The organism is Devosia sp. ZW T5_3, assembly GCF_044987315.1.
GTDB lineage: Bacteria > Pseudomonadota > Alphaproteobacteria > Rhizobiales > Devosiaceae > Devosia.
The window spans coordinates 140,087-153,537 of the sequence record NZ_JBJDRE010000010.1; the positions used below are offsets into that span (position 1 = coordinate 140,087).

Here is a 13,451-nt window from a genome sequence, read left to right on the forward strand (position 1 = left end):
CGTGCAGGAAAGACCCATTTGGGAAGCCCTTATCGCGCTGCTCTACCGCCAATCCTATGCCATTCTGTTCGCCAATTTCGTCATTCCGCTGCCGGTGGCCTATGTGTTCCGCAATGAGGTGCCGGAGCCGGCGCTGATCGGCTGGATCGGCGCGATGTATCTGCTGACTGGCGCCCGTATTGTCTTGGCCAAGCTCTATTTTAGCCATGAAGCCGCAGAGGATGCCCTGCGCTGGGCCTGGCGGGCCACGGCCTTCTCCTGGGCGTCCGCCGCGCTGTGGGGCGCGATCGGCTGGGTGGGATTTATCCCCGGCGATCCAAACCTGGCAGCTTTTACCTGCATCGTGTTGACCGGCCTTGCCTGCGGCGCGGTGCCCTCGCTCTCGGCCTTTCCGCCCGCCTATGCCGGCACGGCCGTCTTCATGCTGCTGCCCATGGCGATAAGATGCGTGCTGGGCGAGGGCGAGATCTTCCGCATTTATCTGCTCTTCATCCTGTGCCTCGTCGCGGTCAATCTCTATTACAGCCGCCAGACCTTCCGCATGCTGTCCGAAACCGTTCGGCTGCGCTCGGAAAACTTGGCGCTGATTGGCGATCTCGAACAGCAGCGCGACCGCGCCCAGGCGGCCGATCGCTCCAAATCCCGCTTTCTGGCCGCGGCCAGCCACGACCTGCGCCAGCCGGTGCATGCCATGAGCCTGTTCGTCGAGGCCCTGTCGGTCATGGCGCAGCGCGGCGATGTGCTCGCTGCCGAAGCCCGCAATATTGCCGGGCGCCTTCGTGCGGTAATCGGCAATTTCGGCGGCGTGCTCAATGGCCTGCTCGATATTTCCCGGCTCGATGCGGGCGTCGTCAAAATGCAGAAGGAGCCGGTTTCGCTCGCCCATTTGCTGGACGAGCTCAAGGGCGAATTTGCCGACATTGCCCGAGAACGGGGGCTCGATTGGCGCGTCGTGGGCAGCACGGGCTGGGTCGACACCGATCCGGCCTTGCTTCGGCGCATTCTGGGCAATCTGCTGACCAATGCCTTTCGTTATACCAAAACAGGCAAAGTGCTGCTGGGTGTGCGGTGTCGGAAGGGGCAGTTCGAAATTGCGGTGCTCGATACCGGCGCGGGCATTCCCGCCGGCCAGACCGAAGCGATTTTTGATGAATTCGTGCAACTTCCCAATGCGGAGAAACAGGGCTTGGGGCTGGGCCTCTCCATTGTGCGGCGCACGGCCGATCTACTGGGCCATCATCTGCATTTGCGCTCGAAGGAGGGGAGGGGGTCGGTGTTTTCCATTCTCATTGCGGCTGCTGTTCCCGGTGTGGTGAAACAGGATATCGCGCAGGACATGGGCGCCGCGCCGCTCAATATCGCCGTGATCGATGATGAGCAGGACGCTCTCGATGGGCTGGTCAACCTGCTCGAGGTGTGGGGCCATCACGTATGGGCCGGCATCTCGGCCGAGCAGCTTATCGCCACTATGGGAGGCGGCACGCCGGACCTGCTGGTCACTGACTATCGGCTGGGCGACGGCATCACTGGCATTGCCGCCGCCGAGGCGGTGTGGCGCCATCTGGGGCGGACCATTCCCATCATCATCGTCACCGGCGACACCGCGCCCGATCGTCTGCGCGAGACCACTGCCAGCGGGCATAAGCTGCTGCACAAGCCGGTCGATCCCGATGCGCTAAAGCAAGCCATAAAGGCAAGCTCTCGGTAACTACCGCCGCAGACGCAGGCACGAAATACGGCATCGGTCGTATCTGATCGGTCGCCTCCAGCTTCTAGAAGTCATCCTCGGGGCGGTCCATGGCGCGGGGGCGCCCTCCGCTATTGGTTTGCCGCGCCAGGGCTTCGGCCCATTTGAGGAGATGACCCATGAAGCTGATCATGATCGTGGCCACGGCTATTCTGGCCCTGACCACTACCGTTTATGCCGCCGGTCCGGCCCGGAACGGCGGCCATAACGTGGGTGAATTGCCCCAAGGCAGGAGCGTTTACTCGGGACGTTGAAGCTAATCCCGGCTCACGGACCGGGAAATTACCTAGTCGCAGCGGGCCTCTGGCCCATTTTAGGAGATGATCCATGAAGTTGATCATGATTGTGGCCACGGCCGTCCTGGCCCTGACCGTCACCGCGCAGGCCGCCGGCACGCAGCGGTCGTCTACAGCTCACACCGGCAATTCAATCCCGGGCAAGACCTTTTACAGCGGGCGCTGAAGATAGTCCCCGTTCCCAGCAACAACGGGCTCCGGGCTCATTTTAGGAGATAAAATGAAGACGTTTATGATCGTGGTTGCAGCTGTGCTGGCCCTGACGGCCAGTGTACAGGCTGCTGGTATTAGTAATCCCACAAGCATTGCGCGCGGCCACCGCTAAAACTATCCCCGGCCCATGGGCCGGGAATTCTGCATCACGCGAGCGTGTTGACGTATAGGGAACTCTCTTGGCGTTTGGGCCATTGGTTGGGCGTGATAACGCGCAACAGGTGCCGTCATGGCCGCCAAGACAATAGCGATCCCCTATGGTTCGGCGCCCTACGTGGATCGGTCCGATGTCCTCGGGCTGGTGCTTAGCGCAGCCCTGCCATTAGCCCTGTTCATCCTCGCCCACGGCATGGCTCATCTGGTCGGTACGCGGCCCATGTTCTTTGCCCCGTTCGGCATGCCGGCAGCGATTGCCGCAGGGCTCCATCTTGGCGCCTTGCCGCTGTTCGGCGCGGCGCGCTGGATGGTCGCTGGCAGGGGCCGCGCTGGCCGTGTCGCCGGCCGGTGGGTGGTTGGGCTGATGGCCGGCACGATCGCCTTCCCCTTCCTTGTCGCCCCACTTGATTCCCTCGCATTGAGCGCCGTGGCCATGGCGCTGCTGATTGTGGGCCTGGCCGCTATCGCCCGCGTCAGCAAGGTCTCGCCCCGCGCGGCGCTGCTGATGGCGCCGGGCCTGGCCTGGATGGGCTTTAGCGCACTGATGGGGCTGAGCTTTCTCAGCGGCTGGTCGCCGCCCTTCGGGCCCACCAATAATCAGAACTGAGCTAAGTTACCTCGACGTGCGTTCTTGCAGGCGGGGCGTTTCCGCGCCATGTGATTGGGCAATGTGAATTGGCAAGGATTGCCCGATGTCCAAAATCCTCAAGATCGATGTGTTCACCGATGTCGTTTGCCCCTGGTGCCTGGTCGGCTCGGCGCGGCTCGATACGGCGCTGGCGGCACTCCCTGACGATATCGAGGTAGTGGTGGAGAACCATCCCTTCTATCTCGATCCGAGCGTGCCGCCCGAAGGCGTCGACGTCGGCGAAATGCTGCGCGCCAAATACGGCAAAGACCCGCGCGAGATGTGGGCACGCGTTGAAGGCGAGGCACAGAAAGCCGGGATCGAGCTGGATCTGAGCAAGCAGCCGCGCATGTTCAACACTGCCAAGGCGCATACCATCACCCGTCTCGCCAAGCCCCTGGGTATCCAGCACGAGCTGGCCAATGCCATTGCCGAGGCCTATTTCCTCGAGCATCGCCAGATCAACGACGACAATGTGCTGGCCGATATCGCGGTGACCTTCGGTTATGATCGGGGCGATGCACTTGACGCCATGAATGACGAGAATGAGTTGGCGATCACCGAACAATTGGCAACCGACGCTGCCCAGCAGGGTATTCGCGGCGTGCCCTTCTTCATCTTCGGGGAAAAATACGCTCTCTCGGGGGCCCAGCCGGCTGAAGTGTTCGACAAGGCGCTGGCGCAGATCATCGAGGAACTCTAGACGGATGGGAAAACCGCATTAGTGTGGTTTGTCCCGACTCTCTGAGGCTCTCCCATGAAGCTGTTGCGCCGCATCGTCCTTGCTGTGCTGATCGCCGTTGTCGTGCTCTACGCGGCGGTGGTCATCTACATGTATGCCAACCAGCGTGCGCTGCAGTATGACCCCAGTGGAGACGTGGTGGCCTTGGCCGATACGGCTTTGCCGCAGGCCAGGGAGGTCGCCATTCCTTCGGGCGATGGGACGATCAATGGCTGGTATCAGCCGCCACAGGTCGGCAAGCCTCTCATCATCTATTACAAGGGCAATGCCGGCAGCTTCTCCTCCGAGCATGAGCGCTTCGAGCGCTGGGTGGGCGATGGCTACGGTTTTCTGGCCTTTGATTATCGTGGCTTCCCGCTCTCGCCCGGCACGATCAGCCAGGACAATATTCTTGAGGATGCCCTGGCAGCGTTCGATTGGGCGCAGGCGCGGGGCGCGCCCATCGTCATCTGGGGCCGCTCGATCGGCACTGGGCCGGCCACCTATGTTGCGAGCGAACGTGCCGCCGATGCGCTGCTGCTCGAAACCCCGTTCTATTCGGCGGTCAACGTGGCCGCCGAGCGCTATCCCATCCTGCCGGTTTATTGGGTGATGCAGGACCAATTCCCGGTCAATGACTGGATCGCCAAGGTCGACGAACCCGTGCTGGTGGCCCATGGTACGGCCGACCAGACCATTGGCGTTTCCAATGGCGAGCGCGTCTATGCCCTGGCCAAGAACAAGGACGAGCTGTGGATCGAGCCCGGCGCGGACCACAATGACCTCTGGAAACTCAACATCTGGAGCCATGCCGAGCCCTTCTTCGAGCGTGCGGAAGCTGCCGCGGGGCATTGATCCCATGCAAATGTGGCTTGACCTTCCCACGGGATAGCGCTGGCCTTCACGCCTCTCCTTTAGGCCCTCGCGGAAGAACGCTATGACATCGCCCTCCACCAGCCAGCCCATGAGTGCGCGGCGCACCGCCATCATCGGGGGGCTGATGGTGGCCGCGGGGCCGCTCAGCATCACGCTTTATGCGCCCGCTTTGCCCACCATGGTCGCCGACCTGATGACCACCGAGGCCATGGGCAAGCTGACCCTCTCGGTCTATTTCGGCGCCTTCGCTCTGGCACAGCTGGTCTGCGGACCGCTCTCCGATCGTTTCGGGCGCAAGCCTGTCGCCATGGCGTTTTTTGCCCTTTACGTGCTGGGCAGCTTTGCCGCCGCGCTGGCTCCGAGCGTTGAAATGCTGCTGCTGGGCCGCGCCCTGCAAGGGGTGGGCGTATCGGCGGGCGTCGCCCTGTCGCGCGCCATGGTGCGCGATCAATTCGTGGGTTCGGAATCGATCCGCATCCTCACCCTGATCAATCTGATTCTCACCGTCGCCCCTGCCGTGGCGCCGACCCTAGGTAGCGTGCTGCTGCTGGCCGGCAGCTGGCATTTGCTGTTCGTGGTCATGGCGGGGTTCGGCATGGCCATCATCGCCATGCTGGCCTGGGGTGCGCGGGAGACCCAGCCCGTGGCCGCGCAGACTCCGCTCAAGCCCAGCCGCATTCTCGCCAATTACCGGCGCCTGCTGGCCTCCGCCCAGTTCATGGCCCCCGCGCTGCTGCTGGCCATCGCCTTTGGCGGCTTTTACGGTTTTTCGGCGCTGCTGCCCTTCGTACTGCTCGACGATCTGGGGCTTACCACCTTCCAGTTCGCCATGACCATGCTGATCCAAACTGGCTCCTTCATCACCGGCAATCTGGTGGCCGGGCAGGTGGCCCGCCGCGCCTCGGGGCTGCAGATGGTGCGGATTGGCCTCGTGCTCCTCGTGCTGGCCGGGCTGGGCTTTGCTATCGGCCCGCGCCTTTTTCCCGACTCGCTGTTTGCCGTGATGATCCCGGTGGGGCTCTGGATGCTGGCTTTGGCCTTTATCGGCCCCAGCACCACAGCCGCCGCCATGGCCGGCTTCGGCACCATTGCTGGCGCCGCTGGCGCGCTGACCGGCGTGTTCCAGGTCGGCGGCGGCTTTATCGGCTCGACGCTGGCCAGCGTGCTCTTCCCCGACGCGCGCAGCGCCATCGTAACGCTACTGCCGATCATGGCAGGCCTTGCCGTCCTCGTCGCCCTCTGGCGCCGCATCTCCGCAAGGCCAGTGGCTGAAGCGCCGCCGGAGACCTGAGGGGTCTTCCTTCTCCCCTCGTGGGGGCCTAGCCACTCCCACCAAAAATTATCATCTCCACAATGTCATTCCCGCGAAAGCGGGAACCTCCGTTGACCGGGCTCTCCAAGCAAACAGAGGTTCCCGCTTTCGCGGGAATGACACTGTATGGGTTAGGGAGGCTGGGTGCCCCCCCGCACATGTCAAAGCCCCAAAACAAAAACGCCGCCCCGAAGGACGGCGTTTTCAAATTCTGCGTTGCAGCTCTTAGCTGCGAACGTTGGCTGCGCTCGGACGGACTGGAGCGCCGGGGCGCGTCGTGGTCGGAGCGGGCAGGCCGCCTTCGCGCTGGGCGCGCTTGCGAGCCAGCTTGCGGGCGCGGCGCACGGCCTCGGCCTTCTGGCGAGCCTTCTTCTCAGAGGGCTTCTCGTAGTAGTTGCGCAGCTTCATTTCACGGAAGACGCCTTCGCGCTGCAGCTTTTTCTTCAGCGCGCGCAGCGCCTGATCAACGTTATTATCGCGAACGACTACTTGCAAAGGTCAACCGCCCTTTCGAAGCTTGGACAATGTGTTTGGATGGAAGCAGCGGGGCCAAAACAACCACGCCGCCGACCAGCAGAGCCAGTCACCGTGGGTGGGTCTATAGCCCAAGCTCGGGGGCTTGTCCACTGTCACGCTCAGAAAAACCGCGCAAACCCGTGTCCGGGCTTGCTCCCGCCACCCGGCCGGCGCAGTTTTGAGAGCAAATCCAGAATAATGGAGATCAGAATGACCCGCAATCTCGTGCTGCTGCCTGGCCTATTATGCGATAGCCGGTTGTGGCGCGACCCACTGGCGGCGATGGGCGAGGCGGTTTCCCCGATGGTCGCCGACCTGACACAGGACGATTCCATCGCTGCCATGGCCGCCCGCACCCTGGCCAAAGCCCCGGAAAGCTTCGCTTTGGCAGGCCTCTCCATGGGTGGTTATGTGGCGCTCGAGATCATGCGACAGGCGCCCGAGCGTGTCACCCATCTGGCGCTGCTGGACACCAGCGCCCGCCCCGATGACGAAGAACGCCGCGCCAAGCGCCGGGCGGGGATCGAGAGCATCAAGCTGGGCAAGTTCATCGGCGTGTCGCGGGCTTTGCTGGCGTCGCTGCTGACGCCAGAGCATCAGGGTACGCCGCTGGCCGATGAAGTGCAGGCGATGTCGGAGCGCGTCGGGCAGGAGGCTTATGTCCGCCAGCAGACGGCGATTCTCGGTAGAGTCGATTCCCGCTCGAGTCTGGGGGCGATAAAGGTGCCGACGCTGGTGGGCGTGGGCGAGGCGGATGTGCTGACCCCGCGCGCCATGGCCGAGGAAATGGCGGCCGGGATTGCTGGGGCGGAGCTGGTGGTGTTTCCCGATAGCGCGCATTTGCCGACGATGGAGAATCCGGGCGCGGTAGTGGCGGTCATGCGGACGTGGCTCGCCAGGTAGCGTCTACCCCCGCACAATCCTGTTCACATGCCCCATCTTCCGCCCCGGCCGGACCTCGGTCTTGCCGTACAAATGCGGCTGCGTATTCCCATCGATCCCACCGGGCACGATGGTCACTTCGTCGCCGACGAGGTTTTCCATGACAACATCGGCCAGGCGCGCCGGATCGCCCAACGGCCAGCCCAGGATCGCCCGGATGTGCTGCTCGAACTGGTCGGTGAGGCACACAGCCTCCGTCCAGTGCCCCGAATTGTGTACGCGCGGGGCAATCTCGTTGACCATCAGCGTGGGCCGTTCGCCGGGCACGACGAAGAACTCGACACCCAGCACACCGACATAGTCGAGGGCCACCACGATCACCTTGGCCAGCATGGCGGCGTGCTTTTCCAGCCCCGGCGCAATATCAGCCGGCACGGTACTGGTGAAAAGGATATGATGGCGGTGCACATTTTCGGCGGCGTCGAAGCTTCTGACTTCGCCGCCCAGATTGCGCGCCACGACCACCGAGATTTCCTTCTCGAAGGGCACGAAGGCTTCGAGCACCAGCGGCTTGGGCTCAAGTGCGGCAAAGGCCTCGGCGGCTTCCCCCCGCTCGCGGATGACCCGCTGCCCCTTGCCGTCATAGCCCAGCCGCGTGGTCTTGAGCACGGAGGGCAGGCCGAGGGCCTCGATTGCGGCTTCGAGCTCCGCCAGCGTCTCGACAGCGCGATGCGGCGCTACCGGAATGTTCTTGCTGGCCAGAAAACCCTTTTCCGCCAGCCGGTCCTGCGAGATGGCCAATGCCTTGGCGCCGGGCCGCAGCGGCTTGCGCGCGGCGAGGAATTCGGCCGTGGCGGCCGGCACGTTCTCGAATTCATAGGTGATGACATCGACCGCATCGGCAAAGGCGGCCAAAGCCACTTCGTCGTCATAGGCGGCGATCGTCTTGTGCGGAGTCACCTCGAAGGCCGGGCTATTGGCATCGGGGCAATAGATATGCGTGCGCATACCCAATTTGGCGGCCGCCAGCGAGAGCATGCGGCCCAGCTGCCCACCCCCCAGAATGCCGATCATGCTGCCGGGAGGGAGGGCTGAGAGGTCGTGGGCCACTAAATTACTCGGTGTCGGAGGGGAAAAGGGGCACGCGCGCGCTTTGCTGGGCGCGATAATGGTCAAGCCGGTCGGCCAGGTCTTCGTCGGACAAAGCCAGGACGGCAGCGGCCAGCAGCGCCGCATTGATGGCGCCTGGCTCGCCAATTGCCAGCGTGCCCACCGGAATGCCGCCGGGCATTTGCACGATTGAGAGCAGGCTATCCTGCCCGTTCAGCGCCTTGGACTTGACGGGCACACCGAACACCGGCAGCGGCGTCATGGCGGCGATCATGCCGGGCAGGTGGGCAGACCCGCCAGCGCCGGCGATAATGATCTTGAACCCTTCAGCGCGGGCATTGGTGGCAAATTCCACCATGCGCTCGGGCGTGCGATGGGCCGAGACGATGCGCGCCTCATATTCGATTTCGAGGGTTTCGAGCGTTTCGGCGGCAAGCCGCATGGTGGGCCAGTCGGACTGGCTGCCCATGACGATGGCAACGGAAGGCTTGGTGAGCAAAGGCCTGATCCCTATCGGTCGTTGCAAAACGGGGAATTAGCCCAATTGCCGCCACAAAACAAGCGCGGCGAGTCCTCAAGCGATGATGTCGGGCAGCAAAATATTCTCGAGCTGGACGATGCGATCTTTCAGCTGAAGCTTACGCTTTTTGAGGCGCTGCAACAGCATTCGATCGGCGACATGGGATTGGGTTAGCGTATCGATCGCCGCATTGAGATCGGAGTGTTCCTGGCGTTTTGTGGCCAGCTCCAGCCCAAGATTGGCTTCCTGCTCTCTGGTTAATGGCAACATCGAATTTAATGCTTCTCCGGCCCTCAACCCTCACCCTTGGTTAACCGATCACAATAGGTTTTGCACCAGATTTCCAAAGGCCAGCGGAAGGTGGTCGACAAAGCGTGAATTATTTGTGACCATCGGGATGTCCACCAAGCTTCAAGGAGTTGTTATGACGACTGAAGGCCATGTTGCGGCGCTGGAACGGCGTCACCAGGAGTTGGATCGCCAGATCCAGGCCGAGATCAAAAGCACACGGTATGACGAGATGGCGATCAGCGCACTCAAGCGCAAAAAACTCGAAGTGAAGGACGAATTGTACAAATACGCGGCGAGTTCACAGTAAAAGCGGCGTTGTTCCTCAAACAGGAACGGAAGGGGTCACAGCACACGGCTGCGGCCCTTTTTTGTTGTGCTTTGTTGGTCGCGTTTCCGAACCGCAAAACCGTTGCCACTTTGCTGGAAACGCTTTTAGGCCCCGCCAAACAGCCCCGTTGCGCCTTTCCAGATGATGTAGAGCGACAGGATGAAGACCAGCCAATAGGCGATGCGGTAAAACCAGACCATGGAGATGCGGCGCACCAGCCAGACCCCGATGAGCACGCCGGCAAGGCCGACCGGGATCAGCGATGCCGAGAGGGTCAGGTTGTGCAGGTTAAGCTGGCCCAAGAAGAAATAGGGCACTAGCTTGGCCGTGTTGACGATGGCAAAGAACACCGCCGTGGTGCCGGCATAGATGGCGGGCGACAGGCGCTGGGGCAGCACATAGATCTGGAATGGGGGGCCGCCGGTATGGCTGATAAAGCTGGTGAAGCCGGCAAAGCCGCCCCAGAAAACGCCCCAAGGCTTTGACGGGTGCAGGCCTTCGAGCTTCTTGCGCAGCGGCAGGATGGCATCGAGGATGAAGAGCAGCGTCACTACGCCCACAAACAACAACACCGCATCGTCGGAAACGAAGGACCACAGCACCCAGCCCGCAATGGTGCCGATGGCCGCGCCGGGCAGCATGATGCGGATGATGCGCCAGTCCACTTCCTTGCGATAGGTCCAGACCGCGATGATATCCATGGCCAGCAGCACCGGTAGCATCATGCCGGCGGCGTCGCGGGCAGGCATGACCAGACTCAGCAGCGGCACGCCGACCATGCCCAGACTGCCCAACAGACCGGCCTTGGAGAGGCCAACGATCAGCACCGCGATCGCGGCGATCGTGACGAAATAGGGATCGAACATTTTGGGGCATTCCGGCGGGTGGGGAGGAGGCGGTAGGTCTCAATGGCTAGCGCGCTATTCGCCCCGTGGCGAGTCCTTCTTGTCGAGCGGGGTGGGTGGCTCGTCGCCTTCCATGGTTTCGTTGAGCAGGCTCATAGATTGGCGCACCATGCCGACATAGGCGTCCTCGTCCTCGCGCACTGCAAAGGAATCAGTCAGCAATTGATTGTCGTGTCGCTCGAAGGCCTGTGCCATGTGGTGCGCGTCGATCGGCGCCACCCCCAACTGCACCAGCACTTTGGCACCCAGGCTGATGGCCGACAGGAAGGTTTCGCGCTCGAAGACTTCCACGCCCATGGCCATCAATTCGTGCGCATGGCCGCGATCGATCGCCCGGGCGGCAATGGTCACGTCGGGAAAATGCCGCCGCACCTTGCGGGCGATGTCGAGGATCCGGTCGGCTCCGCCTACCGCCACGACCACCAGCTCGGCCTCCCCGACGCCGGCGGCGTGCAGCAGGTCGAGCCGCGAGCCATCACCGTAGAATACCTTGACGCCGAATTTGCGCACCAGTTCGATCTGCGCCGGATCGTCATCGATCAGGGTGGTCTCGAAGCCCTGCGCCCGCAGCATGCGGGTGATGATCTGACCGAAACGGCCATAGCCCAGCACCACGATCTTGCGGTGCTCGGTAATGTCATCGCTGTCGCGGGCATTGCGCGCATCAAGCCGGGGCGCCACCAGCCGGTCGAAAGCCAATAGAAGCAGCGGCGTGGTCGCCATGGACAGCGCCACCGCCACGGCCAGCAGGCCATGATCCTCGGCGCTCAGGGCTCCGGCGCTTTGGGCAAATTGCAGGATGACGAAGGCGAATTCTCCTGCCTGGCTCAAGAGGATTGCCAGCAGCAGCCGATCGGCCAGATGCATGCGGAACAGGCTGGCGAGCCCAAACATGACAGCGATCTTGACCCCGACAAAGCCGCCTACCAGCGCCAGCAGCCGCAGCGGCTCGGACCACAGCACCGAAAAGGCGATGGACATGCCCACCGAGATGAAGAACAGCCCCAGCAGCAGGCCTTTGAACGGCTCCAGATTGCTTTCAAGCTCATGGCGATATTCGCTATCGGCCAGCAGCACGCCGCCGATAAAGGCGCCCAGAGCGGGGGACAGACCCTCGAGCTGGGTCAGCAGCGCGGCGCCAAACACGATGGCCAGCCCCAGAGCGGTAAAGGCCTCGCGCACGCCGGTGCGCGCCACATAGCCCAGCACCGGGCGTACCAGATAGCGCCCCGCCACAATGGCCCCGATAAAGGCCCCGATCAGGATCAGCGGGGTCACCCAATCGAGCGGGTCGGCAATGGCCTGCACCGCGTGGTCCAGTTCCACATGCACGGCGTGCCGGCTGCCTGACACGGCCAGCAGGGGAATGGCCGCCAGGATGGGAATGACGGCGACATCCTGCACCAGTAATACGGCCAGGCTCGCCCGGCCCGCATCGGTGCGGGTGATGTCGCGTTGCTGGGCCGATTGGATGGCAATGGCGGTGGAGGACATGGACAGCGCCAGCCCGACAATGATGGCGGTGTTGAGCGTGAAGCCTGCGACCAGCAAGGCCAGGGCCAGAATCACCGTGGTGATGACCAACTGGGTGACGCCCAGGCCTAAAACCTTGTGCCGCATGCGCCAGACTTCGGAGGGCTGCAGATCGAGCCCGATCAGGAACAGCATCATGACGATACCGAATTCGGCAATCTGGCGGATCAGCTCGCTATCGGAGACCAGCCCCAGTCCATAGGGACCGATCAGAATGCCGGCGGCCAGATAGCCCAGCACCGTGCCCAGTCCCAGCGCCTTGGCCAGCGGCGCGAGCGCGACACTGGCAGCCAGCAGAACGAAAATGGCCAGCAAGATGTTGTTTTCCAACGACCGGGTCTCTCACAAAGCTGCGCCGGCAAATCATGGGACGGGGAAGTGGCGCTGTCGAGGTATTGTCGCTGGTGACGTGAATTTGAGGCATCGGGTTTTGCATGCCATGTCCCAACAAACCGCGGTGTCATTCCGGCACAGGCCGGAATCCATGCTGTGCTCTATCCCGGCATACGATGTGGCTGATGGTCCTCAGCATGGATTCCGGCCTGCGCCGGAATGACATTGAGGGGGTGATCGGTCTAGTGGGCAACTCGTACAGCCCCAAAAACAAAGACCCCCGCGCGCGCGGGGATCTCATTCTCATCAAACCTGAGGCCCAAACCGGCCTTAGTTATCCGTATCGCTCTTGAGCGACTTGAGCTTGGCGAACACGGAATCCGCGTCGAACTCTTCCTGGGCCGGGCTGTGGTGGGGGCGGTGGTCGCCTTCGGCGTATTCGCCGTCTTCGGCAGGGGCATTGCTGCGGCTGCCGGAGCGGGCCATGGCTTCCTCTGCGGTCATCAGAGTGGTGCCCTCATCGGCCTCATCAACACCAGGGCCGCCCTTGGAGGCGCGCTTGACTTCAAGATCGAGGTCGATCTGGCTGCACAGGCCCAGCGTCACCGGGTCCATGGCGGTCAGGTTGGCGGCGTTCCAGTGGGTGGATTCGCGCACCGATTCGATGGTTGATTTAGTCGTGCCGACAAGACGCATGATCTGCGCGTCCTTGAGCTCGGGATGATTGCGAACCAGCCATTTGATGGCATTGGGGCGTTCGTTGCGGCGCGAAATCGGGGTGTAGCGCGGGCCCTTACGCTTGGCCGCGGCGACACGCACCTTGGGTTCGCTGAGCTTCAAGCGATAATTGGGATCGGCCTCGGCCTTTTCGATTTCCTCGCGCGTCAGCTGGCCGTTCTGGATCGGGTTCACACCCATGATCCCGCCTGCGACGTCACCGTCGGCAATGCCCTGGACTTCCAGCGGATGCAGCGTGCAAAAGGCCGCGATCTGCTCGAATGACAGCGCAGTGTTGTCGACGAGCCAAACGGCGGTCGCCTTGGGCATCAACAGGGGCTGGGTCATATACATAACTCCTCGTGGC

16 protein-coding genes are annotated in these 13,451 nt (G+C 62.7%); 9 read left to right on the forward strand and 7 right to left on the reverse strand.

The genetic code is table 11. The annotated features are described in order from the left end of the window. The first annotated feature begins 1 nt into the window (after position 1). The 7 genes from ACI3KW_RS14010 to ACI3KW_RS14040 all read left to right on the forward strand — a co-directional run bounded on the left by ACI3KW_RS14010 (position 2) and on the right by ACI3KW_RS14040 (position 5,928). Positions 2-1,708, forward strand: coding sequence for an ATP-binding protein (locus ACI3KW_RS14010; RefSeq protein ID WP_404848587.1), 1,707 nt, complete (start codon positions 2-4; stop codon positions 1,706-1,708). A gap of 158 nt (positions 1,709-1,866) precedes the next feature. Then, positions 1,867-2,001, forward strand: coding sequence for a hypothetical protein (locus ACI3KW_RS14015; protein ID WP_262171704.1), 135 nt, complete (start codon positions 1,867-1,869; stop codon positions 1,999-2,001). A gap of 73 nt (positions 2,002-2,074) precedes the next feature. Then, positions 2,075-2,209: a hypothetical protein gene (locus tag ACI3KW_RS14020; protein ID WP_262171706.1), complete on the forward strand. Its 135-nt coding sequence runs from the start codon at positions 2,075-2,077 to the stop codon at positions 2,207-2,209. A 276-nt stretch (positions 2,210-2,485) separates the two neighbouring features. Continuing rightward, entirely contained in the window at positions 2,486-3,019 is a 534-nt protein-coding gene (locus tag ACI3KW_RS14025) for a tryptophan-rich sensory protein (protein WP_404848588.1), read from the forward strand. An 85-nt stretch (positions 3,020-3,104) separates the two neighbouring features. After that, positions 3,105-3,743 (forward strand): DsbA family oxidoreductase, encoded by a 639-nt coding sequence (locus tag ACI3KW_RS14030; RefSeq protein ID WP_404848590.1) that lies wholly within the window; start codon positions 3,105-3,107, stop codon positions 3,741-3,743. A gap of 54 nt (positions 3,744-3,797) precedes the next feature. Next, positions 3,798-4,616 carry an alpha/beta hydrolase gene (locus ACI3KW_RS14035; protein WP_404848591.1) on the forward strand — a complete coding sequence of 273 codons (819 nt, stop codon included), beginning with the start codon at positions 3,798-3,800 and terminating at the stop codon, positions 4,614-4,616. An 82-nt stretch (positions 4,617-4,698) separates the two neighbouring features. Continuing rightward, complete coding sequence (locus ACI3KW_RS14040; protein WP_404848592.1) at positions 4,699-5,928, forward strand: multidrug effflux MFS transporter; 1,230 nt, start codon at positions 4,699-4,701, stop codon at positions 5,926-5,928. Between the two features lie 246 nt (positions 5,929-6,174). On the opposite strand, the gene rpsU is transcribed toward ACI3KW_RS14040, so the two are convergent. Further along, entirely contained in the window at positions 6,175-6,444 is a 270-nt protein-coding gene (rpsU, locus tag ACI3KW_RS14045) for a 30S ribosomal protein S21 (protein WP_035100030.1), read from the reverse strand. Positions 6,445-6,675: 231 nt separating this feature from the next. Here rpsU and ACI3KW_RS14050 point away from each other — a divergent pair, with 231 nt between their 5' ends. Further along, positions 6,676-7,368: an alpha/beta fold hydrolase gene (locus ACI3KW_RS14050; RefSeq protein WP_404848593.1), complete on the forward strand. Its 693-nt coding sequence runs from the start codon at positions 6,676-6,678 to the stop codon at positions 7,366-7,368. A gap of 3 nt (positions 7,369-7,371) precedes the next feature. Here ACI3KW_RS14050 and ACI3KW_RS14055 read toward each other — a convergent pair whose 3' ends face one another. The 3 genes from ACI3KW_RS14055 to ACI3KW_RS14065 form a co-directional block, all read right to left on the reverse strand. Beyond that, positions 7,372-8,457, reverse strand: a complete 1,086-nt coding sequence (locus ACI3KW_RS14055) for a 5-(carboxyamino)imidazole ribonucleotide synthase (RefSeq protein WP_404848594.1) — start codon at positions 8,455-8,457, stop codon at positions 7,372-7,374. A 4-nt stretch (positions 8,458-8,461) separates the two neighbouring features. Next, positions 8,462-8,926 carry a 5-(carboxyamino)imidazole ribonucleotide mutase gene (gene purE / locus ACI3KW_RS14060; RefSeq protein ID WP_113120217.1) on the reverse strand — a complete coding sequence of 155 codons (465 nt, stop codon included), beginning with the start codon at positions 8,924-8,926 and terminating at the stop codon, positions 8,462-8,464. 105 nt (positions 8,927-9,031) lie between these two features. Continuing rightward, on the reverse strand, positions 9,032-9,247 hold the full coding sequence (locus tag ACI3KW_RS14065) for a DUF465 domain-containing protein (RefSeq protein WP_113120042.1): 216 nt from the start codon (positions 9,245-9,247) through the stop codon (positions 9,032-9,034). 154 nt (positions 9,248-9,401) lie between these two features. On the opposite strand from ACI3KW_RS14065, the gene ACI3KW_RS14070 reads away from it, so the two are divergent. Further along, the gene (locus ACI3KW_RS14070) at positions 9,402-9,575 is read left to right on the forward strand and encodes a YdcH family protein (RefSeq protein WP_162740050.1); all 174 of its coding nucleotides are present in this window, start codon (positions 9,402-9,404) and stop codon (positions 9,573-9,575) included. Positions 9,576-9,700: 125 nt separating this feature from the next. Here ACI3KW_RS14070 and ACI3KW_RS14075 read toward each other — a convergent pair whose 3' ends face one another. The 3 genes from ACI3KW_RS14075 to ACI3KW_RS14085 form a co-directional block, all read right to left on the reverse strand. Then, complete coding sequence (locus tag ACI3KW_RS14075) at positions 9,701-10,462, reverse strand: sulfite exporter TauE/SafE family protein (RefSeq protein WP_162740051.1); 762 nt, start codon at positions 10,460-10,462, stop codon at positions 9,701-9,703. Between the two features lie 54 nt (positions 10,463-10,516). Further along, positions 10,517-12,364 carry a monovalent cation:proton antiporter-2 (CPA2) family protein gene (locus ACI3KW_RS14080; protein ID WP_404848595.1) on the reverse strand — a complete coding sequence of 616 codons (1,848 nt, stop codon included), beginning with the start codon at positions 12,362-12,364 and terminating at the stop codon, positions 10,517-10,519. Between the two features lie 333 nt (positions 12,365-12,697). Beyond that, a complete protein-coding gene (locus ACI3KW_RS14085; protein WP_113120047.1) occupies positions 12,698-13,432 on the reverse strand; it encodes a DUF1013 domain-containing protein in 735 nt (244 codons plus the stop codon). Positions 13,433-13,451: the final 19 nt, after the last annotated feature.

What these genes read in the sequence shown, in the direction of transcription:
- ACI3KW_RS14015 (WP_262171704.1), top strand. Translation starts at nt 1,867, where the DNA reads ATGAAGCTGATCATGATCGTGGCCACGGCTATTCTGGCCCTGACCACT.
- ACI3KW_RS14020 (WP_262171706.1), top strand. Translation starts at nt 2,075, where the DNA reads ATGAAGTTGATCATGATTGTGGCCACGGCCGTCCTGGCCCTGACCGTC.
- ACI3KW_RS14025 (WP_404848588.1), top strand. Translation starts at nt 2,486, where the DNA reads ATGGCCGCCAAGACAATAGCGATCCCCTATGGTTCGGCGCCCTACGTG.
- ACI3KW_RS14030 (WP_404848590.1), top strand. Translation starts at nt 3,105, where the DNA reads ATGTCCAAAATCCTCAAGATCGATGTGTTCACCGATGTCGTTTGCCCC.
- ACI3KW_RS14035 (WP_404848591.1), top strand. Translation starts at nt 3,798, where the DNA reads ATGAAGCTGTTGCGCCGCATCGTCCTTGCTGTGCTGATCGCCGTTGTC.
- ACI3KW_RS14040 (WP_404848592.1), top strand. Translation starts at nt 4,699, where the DNA reads ATGACATCGCCCTCCACCAGCCAGCCCATGAGTGCGCGGCGCACCGCC.
- ACI3KW_RS14050 (WP_404848593.1), top strand. Translation starts at nt 6,676, where the DNA reads ATGACCCGCAATCTCGTGCTGCTGCCTGGCCTATTATGCGATAGCCGG.
- purE (WP_113120217.1), bottom strand. Translation starts at nt 8,926, where the DNA reads ATGGGCAGCCAGTCCGACTGGCCCACCATGCGGCTTGCCGCCGAAACG.
- ACI3KW_RS14065 (WP_113120042.1), bottom strand. Translation starts at nt 9,247, where the DNA reads ATGTTGCCATTAACCAGAGAGCAGGAAGCCAATCTTGGGCTGGAGCTG.
- ACI3KW_RS14070 (WP_162740050.1), top strand. Translation starts at nt 9,402, where the DNA reads ATGACGACTGAAGGCCATGTTGCGGCGCTGGAACGGCGTCACCAGGAG.
- ACI3KW_RS14075 (WP_162740051.1), bottom strand. Translation starts at nt 10,462, where the DNA reads ATGTTCGATCCCTATTTCGTCACGATCGCCGCGATCGCGGTGCTGATC.
- ACI3KW_RS14085 (WP_113120047.1), bottom strand. Translation starts at nt 13,432, where the DNA reads ATGACCCAGCCCCTGTTGATGCCCAAGGCGACCGCCGTTTGGCTCGTC.